Annotated in this window: 20 protein-coding genes; 11 read left to right on the top strand and 9 right to left on the bottom strand. The window is 73.0% G+C overall.

Annotation, left to right across the window (positions count from 1 at the left end; translation table 11 throughout):
- The first annotated feature begins 37 nt into the window (after positions 1 to 37).
- A complete protein-coding gene (locus tag ML5_RS02320; protein WP_013473609.1) occupies positions 38 to 1030 on the top strand; it encodes a Ku protein in 993 nt (330 codons plus the stop codon).
- Between the two features lie 48 nt (positions 1031 to 1078).
- On the opposite strand, the gene ML5_RS02315 is transcribed toward ML5_RS02320, so the two are convergent.
- Positions 1079 to 1471, bottom strand: coding sequence for a PPOX class F420-dependent oxidoreductase (locus ML5_RS02315; protein ID WP_013283688.1), 393 nt, complete (start codon positions 1469 to 1471; stop codon positions 1079 to 1081).
- Between the two features lie 63 nt (positions 1472 to 1534).
- On the opposite strand from ML5_RS02315, the gene ML5_RS02310 reads away from it, so the two are divergent.
- From ML5_RS02310 to ML5_RS02290, 5 genes are all read left to right on the top strand, one after another.
- Positions 1535 to 2287, top strand: a complete 753-nt coding sequence (locus ML5_RS02310) for an FKBP-type peptidyl-prolyl cis-trans isomerase (RefSeq protein WP_013473608.1) — start codon at positions 1535 to 1537, stop codon at positions 2285 to 2287.
- A gap of 139 nt (positions 2288 to 2426) precedes the next feature.
- A complete protein-coding gene (locus ML5_RS02305) occupies positions 2427 to 3275 on the top strand; it encodes a hypothetical protein (protein ID WP_191971201.1) in 849 nt (282 codons plus the stop codon).
- A 23-nt stretch (positions 3276 to 3298) separates the two neighbouring features.
- A complete protein-coding gene (locus tag ML5_RS02300; protein ID WP_201766731.1) occupies positions 3299 to 3961 on the top strand; it encodes an HAD family phosphatase in 663 nt (220 codons plus the stop codon).
- 41 nt (positions 3962 to 4002) lie between these two features.
- A complete protein-coding gene (locus tag ML5_RS02295) occupies positions 4003 to 5139 on the top strand; it encodes a glutathione-independent formaldehyde dehydrogenase (protein WP_030274411.1) in 1137 nt (378 codons plus the stop codon).
- Positions 5140 to 5229: 90 nt separating this feature from the next.
- On the top strand, positions 5230 to 6243 hold the full coding sequence (locus tag ML5_RS02290) for an NADPH:quinone reductase (RefSeq protein ID WP_013283683.1): 1014 nt from the start codon (positions 5230 to 5232) through the stop codon (positions 6241 to 6243).
- Positions 6244 to 6423: 180 nt separating this feature from the next.
- On the opposite strand, the gene ML5_RS02285 is transcribed toward ML5_RS02290, so the two are convergent.
- Positions 6424 to 8073, bottom strand: coding sequence for a fatty acid--CoA ligase (locus tag ML5_RS02285; protein WP_013473605.1), 1650 nt, complete (start codon positions 8071 to 8073; stop codon positions 6424 to 6426).
- Between the two features lie 85 nt (positions 8074 to 8158).
- On the opposite strand from ML5_RS02285, the gene ML5_RS02280 reads away from it, so the two are divergent.
- Positions 8159 to 8650: an NUDIX domain-containing protein gene (locus ML5_RS02280; protein ID WP_013283681.1), complete on the top strand. Its 492-nt coding sequence runs from the start codon at positions 8159 to 8161 to the stop codon at positions 8648 to 8650.
- 7 nt (positions 8651 to 8657) lie between these two features.
- On the opposite strand, the gene ML5_RS02275 is transcribed toward ML5_RS02280, so the two are convergent.
- Entirely contained in the window at positions 8658 to 10325 is a 1668-nt protein-coding gene (locus ML5_RS02275) for an MDR family MFS transporter (RefSeq protein ID WP_013283680.1), read from the bottom strand.
- Between the two features lie 53 nt (positions 10326 to 10378).
- Positions 10379 to 10936, bottom strand: coding sequence for a type 1 glutamine amidotransferase domain-containing protein (locus tag ML5_RS02270; protein ID WP_013473604.1), 558 nt, complete (start codon positions 10934 to 10936; stop codon positions 10379 to 10381).
- A gap of 126 nt (positions 10937 to 11062) precedes the next feature.
- On the opposite strand from ML5_RS02270, the gene rfaE2 reads away from it, so the two are divergent.
- Positions 11063 to 12901: a D-glycero-beta-D-manno-heptose 1-phosphate adenylyltransferase gene (rfaE2, locus tag ML5_RS02265; protein ID WP_013473603.1), complete on the top strand. Its 1839-nt coding sequence runs from the start codon at positions 11063 to 11065 to the stop codon at positions 12899 to 12901.
- Entirely contained in the window at positions 12898 to 13770 is an 873-nt protein-coding gene (locus tag ML5_RS02260) for a glycosyltransferase family 2 protein (protein ID WP_013283677.1), read from the top strand. The genes rfaE2 and ML5_RS02260 overlap by 4 nt, the downstream gene beginning before the upstream one ends.
- Here ML5_RS02260 and ML5_RS02255 read toward each other — a convergent pair.
- Genes ML5_RS02255 through ML5_RS02245 form a run of 3 tightly spaced genes read right to left on the bottom strand, consistent with a single transcriptional unit; the run spans position 13745 to position 15949 of the window.
- On the bottom strand, positions 13745 to 14902 hold the full coding sequence (locus ML5_RS02255) for a glycosyltransferase family 9 protein (RefSeq protein ID WP_013473602.1): 1158 nt from the start codon (positions 14900 to 14902) through the stop codon (positions 13745 to 13747). The two genes, ML5_RS02260 and ML5_RS02255, sit on opposite strands and share 26 nt — an antisense overlap.
- Before the next feature lie 7 nt (positions 14903 to 14909).
- Positions 14910 to 15446: an Hsp20/alpha crystallin family protein gene (locus tag ML5_RS02250; RefSeq protein WP_013473601.1), complete on the bottom strand. Its 537-nt coding sequence runs from the start codon at positions 15444 to 15446 to the stop codon at positions 14910 to 14912.
- Entirely contained in the window at positions 15443 to 15949 is a 507-nt protein-coding gene (locus ML5_RS02245) for a DUF2231 domain-containing protein (protein WP_013473600.1), read from the bottom strand. The genes ML5_RS02250 and ML5_RS02245 overlap by 4 nt, the downstream gene beginning before the upstream one ends.
- Before the next feature lie 167 nt (positions 15950 to 16116).
- Here ML5_RS02245 and ML5_RS02240 point away from each other — a divergent pair, with 167 nt between their 5' ends.
- Entirely contained in the window at positions 16117 to 16737 is a 621-nt protein-coding gene (locus ML5_RS02240) for a pyridoxamine 5'-phosphate oxidase family protein (RefSeq protein ID WP_013473599.1), read from the top strand.
- Between the two features lie 39 nt (positions 16738 to 16776).
- Here the strand turns inward: ML5_RS02240 and ML5_RS02235 are convergent, their stop codons facing one another.
- Together ML5_RS02235 and ML5_RS02230 are read right to left on the bottom strand one after the other, a co-directional pair.
- The gene (locus ML5_RS02235; RefSeq protein WP_013473598.1) at positions 16777 to 17361 is read right to left on the bottom strand and encodes a DUF3592 domain-containing protein; all 585 of its coding nucleotides are present in this window, start codon (positions 17359 to 17361) and stop codon (positions 16777 to 16779) included.
- Positions 17362 to 17403: 42 nt separating this feature from the next.
- Complete coding sequence (locus ML5_RS02230; protein ID WP_013283671.1) at positions 17404 to 19578, bottom strand: acyltransferase family protein; 2175 nt, start codon at positions 19576 to 19578, stop codon at positions 17404 to 17406.
- 129 nt (positions 19579 to 19707) lie between these two features.
- Between ML5_RS02230 and ML5_RS02225 the strand changes: the two genes are divergently transcribed.
- Positions 19708 to 20535 (top strand): TrmH family RNA methyltransferase, encoded by an 828-nt coding sequence (locus ML5_RS02225; RefSeq protein WP_013473597.1) that lies wholly within the window; start codon positions 19708 to 19710, stop codon positions 20533 to 20535.
- Positions 20536 to 20541: the final 6 nt, after the last annotated feature.

The raw sequence follows: 20541 nt of genomic DNA, 5'->3' as shown, positions 1-20541 counted from the left end.
GCGATTCTGGTTGTCAACCGGGGAGAGGAGCGCGGGAATGCGGGCGATCTGGAAAGGAGCGGTGTCGTTCGGCCTGGTGTCGATCGGGGTGAAGGTCTACTCGGCCACCGAGGAGAAGGACATCCGTTTCCACCAGGTGCACCGTGAGGACGGCGGCCGGATCCGCTACAAGCGCACCTGCTCGGTCTGCGGCGAGGAGGTCACCTACGACGACATCGCCAAGGGGTACGACATCGGCGGCGGCGAGATGGTGATCCTCACCGACGAGGACTTCGCCGACCTGCCGTTGAGCACGTCGCACGCGATCGACGTGCTGGAGTTCGTACCGGCCGAGCAGGTCGACCCGATCCTCTACAACAAGGCGTACTTCCTGGAGCCGGAGGGCTCGGCGACCAAGCCGTACGTGCTGCTGCGTGACGCGCTGTCCGACTCGGAGCGGGTGGCGATCGTCAAGGTGGCGCTGCGCCAGCGGGAGCAGTTGGCCACGCTGCGCGTCCGCGAGGGCGTGCTGCTGCTCAACACCATGCTGTGGCCGGACGAGATCCGCCGGCCCGACTTCGGTTTCCTGGACGAGGACCTGAAGGTACGCCCGCCGGAGCTGGCGATGGCCAGCTCGCTGATCGACTCGATGGCCGGGGAGTTCGAGCCGGACGCGTTCACCGACGACTACCGGGCCGCGTTGCAGGAGGTCATCGACGCGAAGGTCGAGGGCCGCGAGGTGGTGCAGCCGGAGGAGGAAGAGGCCGCTCCGGCCGCCGCCGTGGACCTGATGGCCGCGCTGAAGGCGTCGGTGGAGCGGGCCCGGGCGGCCCGGGGCGAGGCGCCGTCCGGTGGCGGCGCCGAGCCGACGCCGATCTCGTCGGCCCGCTCGGCGAAGAAGGCCGCGAAGAAGGCGCCGGCGAAGAAGGCCGAGCCTGCGAAGAAGACCACTGCCAAGAAGGCGCCCGCGAAGAAGACGGCGGCGAAGAAGGCCGAACCGGCCAAGAAGACCGCCGCCAAGAAGACGCCCGCGAAGAAGAAGACCGCCTGACGCGTACGGCGATCGCCCCGCCCCCGGTGGCGGGCGGGGCTCCGCCGTTCAGCCGCGGCCGAGCTTCTCGGTGGGGGTGACGCGGACGATGACGCGCTCCTCGCCGGGGCGGCGCCAGGGGTAGGTGTCCTGGCCGAGGTACTTCTTCGCCATCCGGTCGATGTGCTCGTCGGCGCCTTCGGTGACGAACTCGACGGTGCCCTTGATCCAGAGCGTGCGGAAGTCGTCGGCCTTGTCCGCCACCGACACCGCGACCACCGGGTTGCGGGACATGTTCAGGTACTTCTGCCGGCCCTTGGCCGTGTTGAACACGATGTGCTCGCCGTCGGTGTCTACCCAGACCGGGGTGACGTGCGGGGTGCCGTCGGCCTCGATCGTCGCCACGTGCGCGAGCTGCGGCTCGCCGAGCAGGGCCAGGTCTTCTTCGCTGAGGATCGCCATGGTCGGAACGTACCCCGTGCGGTGCCCCCGTATCGGGCATCGTGTCCGGATCGTGGCGGCCGTATGGGCACGCTGGGGCTCCGGGCGGGTACCGTGTGCGCTGGCCTCGGCGGCGGCCCGCCGGGGGCGCACCCACCCACCCTGCAGGGAGTCGACGTGAGCGAGCGTGTGGAGAACCGGTCGGCGGGCCAGGCCCCGGCCACCAAGGCACAGCGGCGGCTGGCCGCCCAGCTGGCCGAGAAGAAGGCAGCCGAGGCGCGTCGCCGCCGGCAGTCGATCCTCGGCGCGGCGGTCGGCGTGCTCGCGGTGGTGGCCCTGGTCGGCGGTCTGGTCTGGCTGAACAGCGGGGACGACGACAAGACGTCCACCGCCGGCTCCTCGGCCAGCCCCACCGCGCCGGCCGAGCCCACCGCGGCGCCCGCTCCGGAGCTGCCCGCCGGTTTCGACCCGGCGCTGAAGACCAAGCCGACAGTGCAGGCCGGTACCGGCGAGCTGAAGAAGCTCACCGTCACCACCCTGGTCAAGGGCACCGGCCCGGCGGTGAAGGCCGGGCAGAACATCACCACGAACTACGTGGGCGTGTTCTACAAGGACGGCAAGCAGTTCGACGCGTCCTGGGACAGCGGCCAGCCGGCCACCTTCCAGATCGGCGTGGGCCAGGTCATCAAGGGCTGGGACCAGGGCCTGGTCGGCGTGCCGGTGGGCAGCCGGGTCCAGCTGGACCTCCCGGCCGAGCTGGCGTACGGCAACGACGCCGCGGGCGGCCGTCCGGCCGGGCCGCTGCGCTTCGTCGTCGACGTGCTGGCTGCGCAGTAGATCACTCCGGGCTTCCGTCCGGTCACCCAGCGGCAGTAGGTTCATGGTCACCACGGGCGGCACGTTCGCCCGTGGTGATCTGCCCACCGACGCGGAGGTGCACGTGGCGGCGCTGGACGAGTCCGGGGTGACCCGGCAGATGTGGACGCTCTACGAGCCGGTCCACGCGGTGACCTACTTCCACCCCCGGGCCCGGGCCGCGTTCGAGGCGGTCGGGCTGCGGGGCTACTGGCGCGGCTACTTCGCCGGCCGGGCCGCGCCGCTCGGGCCGGTCGACGCGCCGACCGTCACGGCCGCCTTCTTCAGCTTCGCGCCGGCCATGGTGGCTCGCGCGCTGCCCTCGGTGTGGCGCCTGGCCACCCCGGAGGAGACGCTGCGGGCCCGGCTCACCGGTGGCGTGCAGGCGCTCGCCGAGTTCACCTACGAACTGCCCGAGTCGCACCTGGTCGAGGCCGCCGACCTGCTGGAGGAGGCGGCCGGCCGGGTGGACGTCGCGGGCCGGGTGCTCGGCGCGGTCAACGCCGCGCTGCCCCGGGGCGAGTACCCGCTGGCCCGGCTCTGGCAGGCCGCCACCACGCTGCGCGAGCACCGCGGCGACGGCCACGTGGCGGCGCTGGTGACGACCGGGCTGGAACCGGCCGAGGTGGTGGCCTGGCGGTGCCGGGTCGACCAGTCCCGCGAGTTCCACCAGCCGGCCCGGGGCTGGACCGACGAGCAGTGGACCGCCGCCGAGCAGCGCCTGGTGGACAAGGGCTGGCTGACCGCCGACATGGACCCCACGCCGTACGCCACGGAGACGTTCCGCGTGGTCGAGGAGGCCACCGACCGGGCCGCCGCTGGTCCGTGGCGGGCGCTGGGCGCGGAGCGTACCGGCCGGCTGCGGGAGCTGCTGGAGCCGATCGCGACGCGCTGCCGCACGATCATCCCGGCCAAGGCCCCGATCGGCCTTCCGGCTCAGCGTTCGGCCGGAGCGGCGCTGCCACGGTGAGTCCGGCCGCCGGCTGGGGCAGGATGGTCGGCGTGGTGGACGCGGTGCTCTTCGACCTGGACGGCGTGATCGTGGACTCCGAGCCGGTCTGGGAGGAGGTCCGGCGGGCGTACGTGGCGCGGCACGGTGGCGTCTGGCAGCCGGACACCCAGCGCCGGCTGATGGGCATGAGCACCGCCGAGTGGGCCGCCTACCTGAGCGGTGAGCTGGGCGTCGACAGGTCGGCCGAGCAGGTCGCCACCGAGGTGGTGACCGAGATGGCCCGGCGGTACGCGCAGCACGTACCGCTGATCGACGGCGCCGACGCGGTCGTGCGCCGCATCGCCGCGCGGTGGCCGCTGGGGCTGGCCAGTTCCTCACCGACCCGGCTGATCGCGGCGGCGCTGGACGCGACGGGCCTGGCCGGCGCGTTCGGCGCGACGCTGTCGACCGAGGAGACCGCCCGGGGCAAGCCCGCGCCCGACGTGTGGCTCGCGGTGGCGCAGCGGCTGGGCGTCGACCCGGCCCGGTGCGTGGCTGTGGAGGACTCGTCGAACGGGGTCCGCTCGGCGGCCGCCGCCGGGTGCCGCGTGGTGGCGGTGCCGCACGCGTCGTACCCGCTCGACCCGGACGCCGAGGCGCTCGCGGCCGTGCTGCTCCCCTCGATCGGCGCGCTCACGCCCGAGGTGGTGGCGGGGATCGACTGAACCACCCACCCGCCGCCGCCACCCGGCCTACGGTCGGTGACATGAGGGCTGTGGTGTACGAGGGGCCGCACGAGGTGGCCGTCAACGAGGTCGACGACCCCCGGATCGAGGATCCGAACGACGTGGTCGTCCAGGTCACGACGACCGCGATCTGCGGTTCGGACCTGCACATGTACGAGGGACGGACGGCCGCCGAGCCGGGCATCGTGTTCGGCCACGAGAACATGGGCGTGATCGTCGAGACCGGGCCGGGCGTGACGAGCCTGCGCGTGGGCGACCGGGTCTCGATGCCGTTCAACGTGGCGTGCGGGTTCTGCCGCAACTGCCGGGAGCAGCGCACCGGTTTCTGCCTGACGGTGAACCCGGGCTTCGCCGGCGGCGCGTACGGCTATGTGTCGATGGGGCCGTACCGGGGTGGGCAGGCCGAGTACCTGCGGGTGCCGTTCGCCGACTTCAACTGCCTGAAGCTGCCGCCGGGCACCGAACACGAGAACGACTACGCGATGCTCGCCGACATCTTCCCGACCGGCTACCACGGTGTGGCGATGACCGGGCTGCGGCCGGGCGAGAACCTGACAGTGATGGGCGGCGGGCCGGTCGGACTGATGGCCGCGTACTCGGCGGTGCTGATCGGGGCGTCCGAGGTGTTCGTGGTGGACCGGGTGCCGGACCGGCTGCGGCTGGCCGAGTCGATCGGCGCCACAGCGATCGACTTCAGCGCGGGCGACCCGGTCGAGCAGATCCGGGACCGGACCGACGGGGTGGGGACCGATCACGGCGTGGACGCGGTGGGATACCAGGCGTCCGCGCCCAGCGGCGAGGAGCAGCCGGCGCTGGTGCTGAACACGCTCGTGGAGGTGGTGCGCGCGACCGGGGCGATCGGCGTGGTCGGGCTCTACCTCTCGGCGGACCCGGGCGCCCCGGACGAGCACTCCGCCCGGGGTGAGCTGCTGTTCAAGGTGGGCAAGCTGTTCGAGAAGGGCCTGCGGATCGGCACCGGGCAGGCGAACGTGAAGACGTACAACGCGTACCTGCGGAACCTGATCACGGCGGGGCGGGCGACGCCGAGCTTCGTGGTGAGCAAGGAACTGCCGCTGGACGCGGCGCCGGAGGCGTACCAGCGCTTCGACCGCCGCGAACCGGGCTACTCGAAGGTCGTGCTCAAGCCGGCCGCCTGACGAGCCGTCGTACGGTGGCCGGGTGCGCCCGGACCGAATGTTCGGGCGGCTGCCGGGTAGCGCACCCGGGAGGACGGCGGAGGGACGGCGATGAAGGCGATCGTGTACGAGCGCAGCGGGGACGCCTCGGTGCTCCAGGTGGTCGAGCGGCCGGTGCCGGAACCCGGACCGGGCGAGGTGCTGGTCCGGATGGCCGTGTCGGGGGTGAACCCGACCGACTGGAAGGCCCGCCAGGCGTGGCCGCTGCCGGCCGGCTGGCAGATCCCGCACCAGGACGGCGCCGGGGTGGTCGAGGCGGTCGGCGAGGGCGTGGACCGGACGCTCATCGGTGAGCGGGTCTGGGTGTGGGAGGCGGCGTGGCAGCGGCCGTGGGGCACCGCCGCCGAGTACACGCTGGTCCCGGTCCGGCACGCGGTGCCGCTCGGTCCGGCCTCGTTCGACCTGGGCGCGGCGCTCGGCATCCCGTTCATGACCGCGCACCGCTGCCTGACCGCCGGCGAGTTCATGCCGGACAAGCTGCACGCCGGCGCGTTGAGCGACCACGTGGTGCTGGTGCAGGGCGGCGCGGGGGCGGTGGGCAACGCGGCGATCCAGCTCGCCCGGTGGGCCGACGCGTGCGTGATCACCACGGTGAGCAGCCCGGAGAAGGCGCAGCTCGCGGCGGCGGCGGGTGCCAGCTTCGTGATCAACTATCGCGAGCAGGACGTGGTCGAGGAGGTCCGCAAGGTCGCGCCCGACGGGGTCCACACGATCGTGGAGGTGTCCGCCGCCCGCAACGCCGCCGCCGACGTACGGATGCTGCGCACCGGCGGGGCGGTCTGCGTGTACGCCGACGACGGCGGTGGCGAGGTGACGTTGCCGATCCGGCCGCTGATGGGCCCGAACGCCCGCTGGCAGTTCGTGCTGATCTACACCGCGCCGAAGGTGGCGAAGGCGCAGGCGGTCACGGACATCGCGGCGGCGGTGGCGCAGGGCGCGATCCGGGTCGGTGAGGAGGCCGGGCTGCCGCTGCACCGGTATCCGCTGGCGGAGGCCGCCGCCGCACAGCAGGCGGTGCAGGACAGCGTGGTGGGAAAGGTGCTGGTGAGCACCGCCGACGAGTAGGCGACCGGATTTCCCCGACAGCCGGACAGACGCGAACAAGTTTCGCAACAATGACGGTGCGGGTCACCCCGTAACGGACGGGCGGCCCCGGCGCGGTGCGAACGCCGGGGCCGCCCTCTGGGAGGAATGTCCGTTGGGAACGCGTTCCTACCCGTGTAGGCGACGGTACGCCGCGAAACGTTACGACGCGGTCAGTTCCCGCACGTCGAGCCCGCCGTCGGCGTACCGCGAGCGCACCACCTTCTTGTCGAACTTGCCGACGCTCGTCTTCGGCACCGCGTCGATGAACGCCCAGCGCTCCGGCAACTGCCAGCGGGCCACCGAGCCGGCGAGGAAGTCCCGCAGTTCCTCCGCGGTCACCGAGGCGCCCTCGCGGATTACCACCGTGGCCAGCGGCCGCTCGTCCCAGCGCTCGTCCGGTACGCCCACCACGCACGCCTCCAGCACCGCCGGGTGGGCCATCAGGGCGTTCTCCAGCTCGACCGAGGAGATCCACTCCCCACCCGACTTGATCACGTCCTTGGCGCGGTCGGTGAGCGTGATGTAGCCGTCCGGCGAGAGCGTGCCGACGTCACCGGTCCGCAGCCAGCCGTCCCGGAACTTCTCCTCCTCCGGGGCGTCGTCGCCGATGTACCGCGCGGTCACCCACGGCCCGCGTACCTCCAGCTCGCCCACCGACGTCCCGTCGGCGGGCAGCGGCTCGCCGGCCGGGCCGACGATCCGCGCCGTCACGCCGGCCGGAACACGGCCCTGCGTGTAGCGGTAGCGCCAGGCGTCGTCGCCGGTGGCGCCGGCCGGTGCCCGGGAGACCGAGCCCAGCGGCGACATCTCGGTCATGCCCCAGGCGTGGATGACGTCGATGCCGTACCGGTCGTGGAACGCGTGCATCAGCGCCGGAGGGCAGGCCGATCCGCCGACGATGACCTCCTTCAGCGAGGAGAGATCCACCTCGTGCGCGTCCAGGTAGGCCAGCAGGTCGGTCCAGATGGTCGGCACCGCCCCGGCGAGCGTGGGGCGCTCGGCGGCGATCATCGCGGCGATCGGCTCGGCCTGGAGGAACCGGTCCGGCATGATCAGCGAGGCGCCGGACAGGAACGCCGCGTACGGCAGGCCCCAGGACATCGCGTGGAACATCGGCACGATCGCCAGTTCCCTGTCGTTCGGGCCGAGCCCGAAGCCCTCCGGCATGCAGACCTGGAGCGAGTGCAGGTAGATCGAGCGGTGCGAGTAGGCGACGCCCTTGGGGTTGCCGGTGGTCCCGGAGGTGTAGCAGAGGGCGGCGGCGTCACGCTCGTCCACCTCCGGCCAGTCGAAGTGGTCCGGGCGGTCGGCCAGCAGCGCGTCCCAGTGGTGCACTGTGATCCGGTCGCCGGCCGCGGTCAGCAGCGGCGCCGGGTCACCGCCGCCGACCACCACCACGTGCGCCACGGTGGTCATCTCGCCGATCACCCGGGCGAGCAGCGGGATGAGCGTGGTGTCGACGAGGACCACCCGGTCCTGCGCGTGGTTGGCGATGTAGGAGACCTGGTCGGGGAAGAGTCGGATGTTGAGCGTGTGCAGCACCGCGCCCATGCTCGGTACGGCGAAGTACGCCACCAGGTGCTCGTTGTTGTTCCACATGAACGTGCCGACCCGCTCGTCGCCGGTCACCCCGCACTCGTCGCGCAGCGCGTGGGCCAGCCGGGCGGCGGCGCGGCCGACCTCCGCGTACGTCATCCGGCGGGGTTCGGCGCCGGTCCAGGTGACCACCTCCGCCGCGCCGTGCACGGTGGAGCCGTGTTCGAGGATCCGGGCGACCTGGAGAGGGGCATCCATCATCGTGCTACGCATGGGTAACAACGTAGTGGCGGCGGTCACATCTGCGGAACCCCCCGGAATCGCCGAGGTGATCACGGATGATGCGTAGATTGTCCGGGTGAGCATCTCGTGGGCCGACTCGTACGTGGGGCAGCTCCGCGCCCTGGCCGGTGACCGCACCCTGATGTTCGTCGGCGCCCGCGCCGTGGTGCGCGACAACGCCGCCCGGGTGCTGCTGATCCAGCGTTCCGACAACGGCCAGTGGGCCCTGCCGGCCGGCGCCATGGAACTCGGCGAGTCGATCGCCGACTGCGCGGTCCGGGAGGTCCGGGAGGAGACCGGGCTGCGGGCGCTGCGGGTCAGCGCGTTCGCGCTCTACACCGGCCCGGACCGCACCCACACCAACATGTACGGCCACACGTACCAGGTCTTCACCACGGCGTTCCGGGTCGACGAGTGGGACGGCGAGCTGGCCCGGTTCACCGACGAGACCACCGACTCGGGCTTCTTCCGCCCGGCGGACTTCCCGCACCCGCTGTCGTCGAGCGTGCACGAGACGCTCGCCGACCTCGACGTGTTCGAGCAGACCAACCGGCTGATCCTCAAGTAGCCGCCTGTCACAGCATCGTCTGCGACTTCGCCTCCATGTCGGCGGCGGCCTCGTCCTTCGACTCCTTGGTCAGCGGCTTGCCGCCGGGCGCGGGCGCCTTCCCGCCGAGCGGGTCGGCACCGCCGGTGGCACCCTGCGGGCCGGTGCCGCGCAACTGAAGGTTCGGCATGGCCAGCGTGACCAGCACGGCGATCACGGCGATCAGGCCGGTGGTCAGGAAGACCAGGTGCAGCGACTCGACGAACGCGGCCTGGACGGCGGCGCGTACCGGGGCGGGCAGCGCGAGGATCGCCGCCGGGTCGTTGATCGAGAAGTCCCCGCCGGCCGTCACCGCGGCCCGCTGCTCCGGCGGGAGCTGCGCCAGCGCACCGGGCAGCCGCGCGGACATCTCGGCGGTGAGCCGGGACGACAGCACCGCGCCGAGGATGGCCACGCCGAACGATCCGCCGAGCGACCGGAAGAACGTCGCCGACGAGGTGCCCGCGCCCAGGTCGCGCACGCTCACCGCGTTCTGCACGGCCAGGATCAGCGACTGCATGCACAGGCCCAGCCCGACGCCGATCACCACCATGTAGCCGAACGCGAGCCAGAGCGAGGTGGCCACCTGGAGCTGCTGGAAGAGCAGCATGCCGACCACCAGCACGGCCGCGCCCGCCACCGGGAACCACTTGTACCTGCCGATCCGGCTCATCGCCCGGCCGGTGAGCACCGAGGTGACGATGACGCCGGCCATCATCGGCAGCATCAGCAGACCGCTGCGGGTCGGCGAGGCGCCCTTGACGATCTGGAGGTACAGCGGGATGAAGATGATCGACCCGAACATCACCAGACCGAGCACGAAACCCGCGCCGTTGGCGAGCGCGAACGTGGCGCTGCGGAACAGCCGCAGCGGCAGGATCGGCTCCTTGGTCCGGGCCTCCTGGGCGACGAACAGCACGCCCAGCACCGCGCCCGCGGCGAACAGCCCGACGATCACGCCGGAGCCCCAGGCGTACTCGGCGCCGCCCCAGCTCAGCGCCAGCAGCAGGCAGCTCACGCCGGCCACCAGCAGCGCCGCGCCGATCCAGTCGACTGTGTGCTCCCGCCGCTCGAACGGCACCAGCCGCATCACGTGCCAGCAGACCACGATGGCGAGGATCGCCAGCGGCACGTTGATGTAGAAGATCCACCGCCAGTTGTTCTCCGCGAAGTAGCCGCCGACCAGCGGTCCGGCCACCGACGACACACCGAACACGGCGCCGAACAACCCCTGGTAGCGGCCACGCTCCCGGGGCGACACCACGTCCGAGATGATGGTGAACGCCAGCGTCATCAGGCCGCCCGCGCCCAGGCCCTGCACGCCCCGCGTGACGATCAGCTGGGTCATGTCCTGCGACAGCCCGGCCAGCAGCGAGCCGAGCAGGAACATCCCGATCGAGAACAGGAAGACCGGCCGGCGTCCGTACAGGTCGGCCATCTTGCCGTACAGCGGCGTCGAGGCGGTCGAGGCCAGCAGGTACGCGGTGACCACCCACGAGTAGTGGTTGATGCCGCCCAGCTCGCCGACGATGGTCGGCAGCGCGGTGCCGACGATGGTCTGGTCCAGCGCCGCCAGCAGCATGCCGGTCATCAGACCGAACATCAGCAGGCGGATCTGTCGGGCGGGCAACGCGGGACGGGCGGCCTGGGCGGTCATCCCGCTTCCTATCCCACCGGGGGCGGATCATGCCCCCGGTGGGCGTACGAGTTTCATCGGGCGGCGTGCCGCCCCTCGGCGAACTCCTCGACGATCTTGGCGCAGAACGCCGGCAGGTCGTCCGGCTTGCGGCTGCTGACCAGCCCGTTGTCGGTGACGACCTCCTGGTCGACCCACTTGGCGCCGGCATTGGTGAGGTCGGTGCGCAGGCTCGGCCAGGAGGTGATGGTGCGGCCCCGCACCACGTCCGCCTCGACGAGCGTCCACGGGCCGTGGCAGATCACGCCGACCGGCTTGCCCGCGTCGAAGAACGCCCTGACGAACCGGACCGCCTCCGGGTCCGTCCGCAGGAAGTCGGGGTTCGCCACGCCACCGGGCAGGACCAGGCCGTCGTACGCCCCGGCGTCCGCCTCCTCGGTGGTGACGTCGACCTGGTACTGCTTGCCGTGGTCGAGGTGGTTGAAGGCCTGGATCGTGCCGGACTCGATGGAGACCAGCTCGACCTGGGCGCCGGCGTTCTCCACCGCCTCCCGGGGCTTGGTGTACTCGACCTCCTCGACGCCGTCGGCGGCCAGGAAGGCGATGCGCTTGCCCTGAAGTGTCGCTGCCATGCTGTTCTCTCCTCTCCGGGGTACGTCTGAGACGGTTCCCCCGCCCGATGCCGCGAAACCGGACGCATCGGGTGGCCCGCGTCGCACCAAGGTTTGGCCCGACGGCCCGGGGGGATCCGCAGAGGCATGGCAGGAGCAGCAGCGGAAGAGCGCCGGCTGGCCACCGTCGTGGCGAGCTGGCAGCAGCGTCCCGTGCTGGTCGTCGGGGACGCCATGCTGGACGAGTGGCGGTTCGCCGAGTCGGAGCGGCTCTGCCGCGAGGCGCCCGCGCCGGTCCTCACCCTGCGGCGGCGGATCTCCGCTGCGGGGGGCGCCGCCAACACGGCGGTGAACGTCGCGGCGCTCGGCGGCCGGGCCGCGCTGGTCGCCCCGGTCGGCGCCGACGTAGCCGGCGACGAGCTGCACGACTGCCTGGACCGGGCAGCGGTCTGGGACCGCACGGTGAGCCAGCCCGGCCGGCCCACCCCGGTCAAGCGGCGGATGCTCGCCGGCAACCAGATCCTGCTCCGCGAGGACTCCGGCGGTCCGGAGGACGGGCTGGACGCCGACGGCGTGGCCCGCCTGCTGACCGCGCTGCACTGCGCCACCGAGGAGCTGCGGGCGGTGGCCGCCGGTCAGCCGCTCACGCTTGTGGTCTGCGACTACGGCCTGGGCGCGCTGCCGTCGGCGGTACGCGCCTGGCTGGTCGCCAACCGCGACCGGTACGGCACCGTGGCGCTCGACGCGCACGACCTGGCCGACTGGCGCGGGCTGAACCCGACAGTGGTGACGCCGAGCTTCGCCGAGGCGACCCGGCTGCTGGCCCGCGCCGCCGCCGGGTTCGCGCACGCCGAGCGGGGCGCCGTCCCCAGCGGTGACGTGCACCTGAACCACCCGGCGGAGGCCGACGGCCCGTCCGAGCTGATGGTGGGCGCCGCGCCCGGCGGGTCCGGTGAGCGCGTACCCGGCAGCCCGCACCCGACCTCCGGTACGCCCGCAGCCGAGGTCCCCGCCGGCCCGACCGGCGAACCGGTGCCGGGCGAGGAGCGGGTGGCGCTGACCGGCGACGGGCTGAGCGTCACCGGGACCGGCGTGACTGTGAGCGCGGCGGCCGGCGCCGGCGTGGACCGGGCCGTGCTGGCCGAGTCACGCCTGCCCGAGCTGCGCGAACACACCGGCGCCGACGTGGTGGCGGTGACCCTGGACACCGAGGGCGCGGTGGTCGGCGGCGCCGAGGGCGAGCCCCGGCGCAGCCACAGCACCCCGGTTCCGGCCAGTCACGCGGTGGGTGCCGGGGACGCGTACCTGGCGGCCATGACGCTGGCGCTCGCCGCCGACGCGGGCCTGCCCACCGCCGCCCAGCTCGCCCAGCTCGCCGCCACCATCACTGTGGCCGACACCGGCACCTGCGTGTGCCGCCGGCAGGACCTGCTGGCCGCGCTCGGCACCGGCGCGGACGAGGGCGGGCATCCGGCGCTGGTCGGCGCCGACGAGCTGGCCGCCCTGGTGGACGAGCACCGGCAGGCCGGGCGGTCGGTGGTGTTCACGAACGGCTGCTTCGACGTGCTGCACCCGGGGCACGTCCGCTACCTGACCCAGGCCCGCGCGCTCGGCGACCTGCTCATCGTGGCGGTCAACTCGGACGGCAGCGTACGGCGGCTCAAGGGCCCGGATCGGCCCGTCAACCCGGTCGAGGACCGGATCGCCCTGCTGGCGGCGCTGGCCTGCGTCGACCACGTGGTGGTCTTCGAGGAGGACTCGCCGGCCCGGCTGATCGAGGCGGTCCGGCCCGACGTCTACGTCAAGGGCGGCGACTACCCGCCGGAGATGGTGCCGGAGGCGCCGCTGGTACGGCGGCTGGGCGGGCAGGTGCGCACGCTCGGGTACGTACCGGACCGCTCCACCTCGGCGATCATCGACCGGATCCGCGCCCACCCGGTCGGCGACCCGGTCGGCGACACGGTCGGCGAGGGCAGGCCGGCGTGACCCGTCCGCTCGACCCGGGCACGCCCGGACGGTTCCGGCACCACCGGCGGCTCGACGTGCTGATCCCCACCCGCAACCGGCCCGCCGAGCTGGCGGTCACGCTGTCCGGGCTGGCCGCTCAGGAGGGCGTACCCGGGTTCGGGGTGGTGGTCAGCGACCAGTCCGACGGCGATCCCGCGTACGCCCACCCGGCCGCCGCCACGATGGTGCGGGCGCTGCGGCACCGGGGGCATCCGGTGCTGCTGACCCGGCGGCTGCCCCGGCGCGGCCTGGCCGAGCACCGGTCGTACCTGCTGGCCCAGTCGGCGGCCGACGCGGTGCTCTGCCTCGACGACGACGTGTGGCTGGAGCCGGGCGCGCTGTCCCGCCTGGTCACCGCGCTCGACGAGTTGGGCTGCGGGTTCGTCGGCAACGCGGTGCACGGCCTCTCCTACGCCGACGACGTCCGCCCGGAGACGCACCAGCACTACGAGGAGTGGACCGGGCCGCCGGTGCCGGAACGCATCCAGCCCGGCACGCCGGAGTGGCACCGGGCGTCCATCCACCCGGCGGCGAACCTGCTGCACGTCACCGAGAAGCTCGACCTGGCGGCGGACGAGTGGCGGGCGTACAAGATCTCCTGGATCGGCGGGTGCGTGCTCTACGACCGGGCCAAGCTCGTCGAGGCCGGCGGCTTCGACTTCTGGGAGCGGCTGCCCGAGCGGCACCAGGGCGAGGACGTCGCCGCGCAGCTCGCGGTGCTGGAGCGCCACGGCGGCGCCGGGGTGCTGCCCAGCGGGGCCTATCACCTGGAGTCGCCGACCACAGTCACCGAACGCGACGTGGAGGCGTGGGAGGTCGTGCTCAGCGAGTCGCCCGCGGAGGTGTGAGCAGCTCGCGGGCCGCCTCGACCACCTCGGCGACTGGTACGTCGGCCACGAACGACACCCGGTGCGGGCACTCGCCGTCGCCCGGCCGGTGCGGGTAGATCCCGGGTGTGCAGTCGACGCCGCAGACCGGGCAGTGGGTGGTCCAGGCCGCGATCGGGCGGTGCCGCCCGCGCAACGGCGACGCCCCGTTGATCAGGTTGCCGACCCAGAAGACACCCACTGTCGGCGCTCCCACGGCGGCGGCCAGGTGCAGCGGGCCGGTGTCGTTGGAGACCACGAGCGCGCAGTCCGCGTACGCGGCGGCCAGCGCGCCCAGGCTGAGCGTGCCGACCTGGGGACGCACCGGCACCCCGGCCGCCGCCACCACCGCGTCGACCGTCTCCTGCTCGGCCGGGGTGCCGGTGACCAGCACCTCGTACCCGTCTCCGGTCAGCTCGCGGGCGACCTCGGCGAAGCGTTCCGGCGGCCAGCGTCGCCGCGTGTCGGTGGCGCCCGGGTGCAGCGCGACCCGCGGCCGGGTGGGTTCGCCGAGCACGGCGGCGGCCTCCGCCCGGTCGGCGGCGGTGACCGCGAGCGACGGGGTGATCGTGGTGGCGGGCGCGCCGACCAGGGCGACCACCTCCAGGTAGCGGATCACCTCGTGCTGGTAGTAGACGTAGCGCAGCCACCGGTCCAGCGGCGGCGCGCCCTCGGCCCGCAGACCGGCGGTGACCCGGGCGCCCAGCCCGGCCACGAACGGGTTCGAGTTGCCGCCGCCGCCGTGCACCTGCAACGCCAGGTCGAATCGTTCGGCGCGGGCGGCGGCCAGGAACGCCGGGACGTCACCCGGCGACTCGCCGGGCCCCGGGTCGCGGATGCCGGGCGCCGCCGGTACCACCAGCACCCGGTCCACCGGGCCGGGCCGGTCGCGCCAGAGCGCCGCGTGCCACGGCGCGCCGAGCAGCACGATCTCGGCCGACGGGTACGCGGACCGCAGCGCGTCCAGCGCGGGCAGCACGAAGATGAAGTCACCGAGCGCGTTGGCGCGCAGCACGGCGATCCGTTCGACGTCAGGGACGCGCTCGCCCACCGGCCCGAGCGCCGACGGCTCCAGGTCGCGGCGCGGCGAGCGGGAGTCAGGCGGGCTGGTCACGCGGCCCCTACGGCCTGTCGATCTCGTCGAGCGCGGTGTCCGGGTGGTGCAGCTCCCGGTCCGCGGCCGGGTCGGCGGGCATCGGCGTACGGTCGGCGCCCGGTCGCGGGCCGGTCCGGCCGACGGTGATGGTGCGCGGCGCGGGCCGGGTCGCCCGGGGCAGGTGGACCCGGAGCAGGCCGTGGTCCATCACCGCGTCGATCCGGTCCGGGTCCACGCGGGACGGCAGGTCCACGCGGTACTCGAAGCCCCGGGTGGTGAACCCGCCCGGGATGCCGTGGTCGGCGTTCACCTCGGCCTCCGACCGGGCGCGTACGCACAGCTCCCGGTCGTCCAGCTCGACGGTGACCTCCTCCGGCGCCACGCCGGGAAGCCGGACGACTACCTCCCAGCCGTCGGCCGTCTCGGCCAGATCCACGTCCTGGCTGCCGGAGCGTCCGCCGACCAGCCGGCTCAGCTCGGAGCGCAGCGACTGGAGTTCGCCCATCGGATCCCAGCCCTGCTGGCGACCACGCCAGCCCCGTCCGCTGCCCTGTTCCGTCATCGCGCGTCTCCGATCCGCTGTGTCGCCGAGGAGGGTCGCAGCGAGCTGGGCGCGTTGAGATCGTGCTCCGGGTCGACGCCGACACCGAGCCGGTCCACCAGTTCGCCACCGAGCCACGCGCTCACGCCGAGGATCGCCAGGGCGACCACCTCGATGGCGACGAGCGCGCCCCCGGCCGCCCGGGAGTCGGCGTTGAGCCGGACCGCCCAGACCGCGGCGAACAGCAGGATGACCGCCACGTTGGCGGCGGCGTGGGTGACACCGACCCGCTTGGCGCGGGTGCCGGCCGGCAGGGCGAGCAGGTCGAACGCCCCCGCCGCCGCGGCCAGCAGGCCGCCGATCAGACCGACGGTGATGTTCCAGTACGCGACCTCGGCCAGGAAGCCGGGCCCGCCCACGGTGTCCACCACGTCGAAGATCACCGCGGTCACGAAGAGCGCCACCGGGAACATCACGAGCATCGGATGCACGGGATGGCCGAGCACCTTGAGTCGGCTCTCCATCTCGGCCTCCATCCGTCGCGTCCGGACGCACGCTGCGAACCGGTCCCTACCCGCCGGCTCCGGGGGCAAACCCGGCGCTCGACGCGCTCTCCTAGGCTGACAGTGGCGGATCACGGCCCGTCGCGGGCCGGAACCGTCGTCGAGGTCAACGGACGGGGGAGGAAGACGTGACGACCCGGGAGATCACCAGCGAGGCCGAACTACGCGAGCTGATCGGCACACCGATGCCGCGGGCGGCCGCCAAGGACCGCCGTACGCTGCACGAACGCGACCGGGAGTGGCTCGCCGCCTCGCCGTTCTGCCTGATCGCCACCGCCGGCGCGGACGGCACCTGCGACGTCTCCCCCAAGGGTGACCCGCCCGGTTTCGCGCTGGTGCTCGACGACACCACGATCGCGATCCCGGAGCGGCCCGGCAACCGGCGGGCCGACGGCTACCGCAACGTCCTGGCCAACCCGCACGTCGGGTTGATCTTCCTGATCCCCGGCCGCACCGACACGCTGCGGATCAACGGCCGGGCCCGGCTGATCTCCGACGCGCCGTGGTTCGCCGACATGGAGGTGAAGGGCCACCGGCCGCTGCTCGCCGTCGAGGTCGCGATCGAGCAGATCTTCTACCACTGCGCGAAGGCGTTCCTGCGCTCCGAGCTGTGGCAGCCGGAGACCTGGCAACCGGACGTGCTGCCGACGCGGGCCCGGCTGATCAAGGAGGTGGAGGCCCCGGCGGAGAGCCTGGCCGACCTGGAACGCCACTACGGCCCGGCCTACCTGGAGACGCTCTACCGCTGACCCCGTCGCCGGCGGCCGGCACCGAGCGTTGCGCTTGCGTCAGCGCCGGGCGTTGCGCTTGCGTTTGCCCCGGCCGGTGTAGCCGCGACCGTCTCCGACCGGCGTCGGCGCCACCCGGCGCGGCCGGTCGCGGCGCGCCGCGTCGTGGCTCGCCCGGCCGGCGCGGTCGCCTGGTCGGGCGGCGCGCCGGATGCGGGACAGCGTCAGCACCACCCCGGCGCCCAGGGCGAACAGCCCGACCACACCGAGTACGCCCTGCACCCGCCCGCGATGCCCGCTGAGCTGCCCGAAGTCGGTGACGAAGTCGTTCGGGTCCGCCGGGTTGACCCAGATCGGCACCTCGGTGCCCGCGGCCCGGCACACCTCGAAGCAGGGCACCTCCTGCGAGTGCGTCCGGCCGTCGACCGCGTAACTGAAGTACATGGTGCGCGACGAGGAACTCCGGTTTCCACCGCTCTTTGTCACCTGGTCGACCACCGTCGCCTGTGTGGGCGTACCCCGCTCGCGCAGCGTCACTCCCCAGTCGTCGAGCGCCATCTGGGTGTGGAACGGCAGCCAGAGCAGGGCGCCACCGGCGACCGCCAGCAGCACGTACGCGAGGCTGAGCCAGAGCGGCCGACGCATGATCACGCCGCCATCGTGGCCGGGCGCCGCAACCCCGGCGACCTACCCGGCCGGGGTGAAGCGCGCGGGCACGCCGACGTCGGACAGGGCACGGGCGAGGTGCGGCGCGGTCGTCTTCACGTACGCCGCGCCGATGTGCGAGCCACCCCGGTAGATGAGCACGTTGCCGAACACCACAGGGCACCTGTCGGTCGGGCAGACGGCGTCGAACAGGTCGATCATCTTGACCTTCGGCGCGCCCGCGACCGCCTGCCGCTGCATCCGGTAGGCCGGGTCCTGGTCGTGCTTCTCCCTGTCGAACGCGCAGGCGGACAGGCGCTTGCGGTTCTTGTCGGCGCACGCCACCGCCGCGCCCGGATGCGGGTTGTTGGCGAGGACGACGACCTTGGTCCCCACCGAGTCGAGCTTCTTCCACGAGGCCCGTACGCCGGACACCATCGCCGCGACGGTGGCGCGCTCACCCCCGCTGTCCAGGGCCGTCGACGCCGACTGCGAGGTGACCACGTAGTCGGGGCGCTCCTGCACCAGGCGGTCCAGCAGCGCACGGTTCCACTCGATGCAGTCGGTGTACGGCTTGCCGGACCCGTCGCCCTTGAGCACCTGGGCGCTGGTGAAGGCGCATCCCGCCTTCGCCATGATCAGCAGCTTCCAGTCGTTCTGGGCGGCGAGCACCTGGAACGCGGGCAGCCACTGGTCCATCTTCGAGTCGCCGACGAGCGCGACGGTGGTGGACCCGTTCGGAACGCCGTACGTGCAGGACAGCACCTCGGCGCCCTCGACCTGCTGGAAACACTTGTCCCGGTTGGTGTCCGGCACGTCCATGAAGCCCTGCCGGATCTGCAGCGGGTCCGGCGTGATCGCGTCGAACCGCTCCGGGACCGGGCCGATCGGCGCCGTGCCGGGCGCTGTCGACAGCAGCGCCGCGCCCGGGGCGTACCGGCCCTTGGTCGTGGTCGCGGCGGCGGCCCACGCGCCCATCAGCACCAGGACCAGACCGGCGCAGATGCCGGCGAGCGTGAAGTTGCCGCCCAGGCTCAACGCCAGACGCGGCGACGTGGAGATCTTCCGCGAGTACCGCAGCGGGTTCTCGACCAGCCGGAAGGTGAGCCAGGCCGGGATCACCGAGGCGAGCGCCACCACCAGGCCCTCGGTCACCGACAGGTCACCGAAGTGCGCGGCGGCCACCACGAGCATCGGCCAGTGCCACAGGTACAGCGAGTACGACAGGTCACCGATCCACTGGAACGGACGCATGCCGAGCACCAGCACCGGCCCTCGGGAGCCGGCCGCGGCACCGGCCGCGATCACCGCCGCCGCGCCGAGCGTGGGCAGCGCCGCCGCGTACCCCGGCCATGCGGTCTTCCCGCTGACCAGCAGCGCCGCCGCCACGATCGCGGCGAGGCCGAGCCACCCGAGGACGACAGCCACCGACCGGGGCATCCGCGCGGCGCGGACCGCCAGCAGCGCGACCGCCGCGCCGACCGCGAGCTCCCACAGCCGCGTGGTGGAGACGAAGAACGCGCGCTCGGGCGAGTTCGCCGTCTCGACGATCGACCAGACGAACGACGGCACCGCCAGCACCGCGAGACCGACCCACAGGACCGGCCGTACGTTCGCCCGCCGGAGCCTGCGCGCGGCGAGGATGGCCAGCACGATCAGCAGCGGCCAGAGGAGGTAGAACTGCTCCTCCACGGCGAGCGACCAGAAGTGCTGGACCGGCGACGGCGCGACGTCCTCGGCCAGGTAGTCGACCGCGCGGTCGGCGAACCGCCAGTTGACGACGTAGGTCGCCGCGGCGGCGATGTCGCCGCCGATGACCTGCCACTCACCCCGGGGTACGAACAGCCGGACCGCGACGGCGGTGGCCGCCAGCACCACAGTGGCCGCGGGCAGGATCCGCTTGGCCCGGCGCGCGTAGAAACCGGTGAGCGAGACCCGTCCGCTGCGCTCGATCTCCGAGATGAGCTGCCCGGTGATGAGGAAGCCGGAGATCACGAAGAAGACGTCGACGCCGACGAAGCCACCGGGGATGAACGGCAACCCGGCGTGGTAGAGCAGCACCAGCCCCACGGCGACAGCCCGGAGCCCGGCGACGTCTGCCCGGAACCGGCTCGGCGTCGCCTCCCTGCCCGGCTCGCGTCCGGTCGCCGTGCCGGCCGGTTCCTCGGCGGGCGAACCTTCCCGATCGGCAACTTTCGTCAACGGCGGGGAAGTCATCGCGATCCTCAAACTCTGCGGGCTGGGGGCGAGGGAACGATAGCGGCTGGTCACTCGGCGGGACAATCGCGCCGCGTCACCACCTCACCGGCGCGTGACCTCGAACCCGGATGCGGTTGAATCGGCTGCGTGGCGAAGACCCTGACGATCACCACCCGCAACGCGAGCTTCCAGCAGTGGCAGGCGCTGCTGACCAACCGCACCAAGCGGCAGCGTTCCGGGGAGTTCCTGGTCCAGGGGGTGCGCCCGATCACGGTGGCCCTGGAACAGGGCTGGGAGATCCGTGCCCTCCTCCACCCGGACCGGCAGCCCCTGTCCCGCTGGTGCCGCGACCTGCTCGACCGCGCCGACGCCAGGCGGGTGGCCCTCGCGCCGGAGCTGATGCGGGAACTGAGCGGCAAGGAGGAGGAGTCACCCGAACTACTCGCAGTCGTGGCGCAGCCCGCTGACGACCTGGCCCGCATCCCGGTCGGGCCGGCCATGCTCGTGGTGGTCTTCGACCGCCCCAAGACCCCGGGCAACATCGGCACGCTGATCCGCTCCGCTGACGCCTTCGGCGCCTCCGGCGTGATCATCACGGGCCACGCCGCCGACCCGTACGACCCGAAGGCGGTCCGGGCCACCACCGGGTCGCTGTTCGCCCTGCCCGTGGTGCGCGTCCCCAGTCACCGCGACGTCCTGGACTGGGTCGCCGCGGTGCGCGCGGACGGCCTTCCGCAGGTCCAGATCATCGGTACGGACGAGCACGGGGACGTGGACGTCGCCGAGCACGACCTGACCGGCCCCACTCTCCTGCTCATCGGCAACGAGACGCACGGGCTCAGCAAGGGCTGGCAGGAGGCCAGCGACCGGATGGTGCGCATCCCGATCGTGGGGGCGGCGAGTTCCCTGAACGCGGCGGCGGCCGGGACCGTGGCGCTGTACGAGGCGGCCCGGCAGCGCGCCGAGCGCCGGTAGCGGTTG

Source organism: Micromonospora sp. L5 (genome assembly GCF_000177655.2).
Taxonomy (GTDB): Bacteria; Actinomycetota; Actinomycetes; order Mycobacteriales; family Micromonosporaceae; genus Micromonospora; species Micromonospora aurantiaca.
This window is presented reverse-complemented; position numbering and strand designations above follow the sequence as displayed.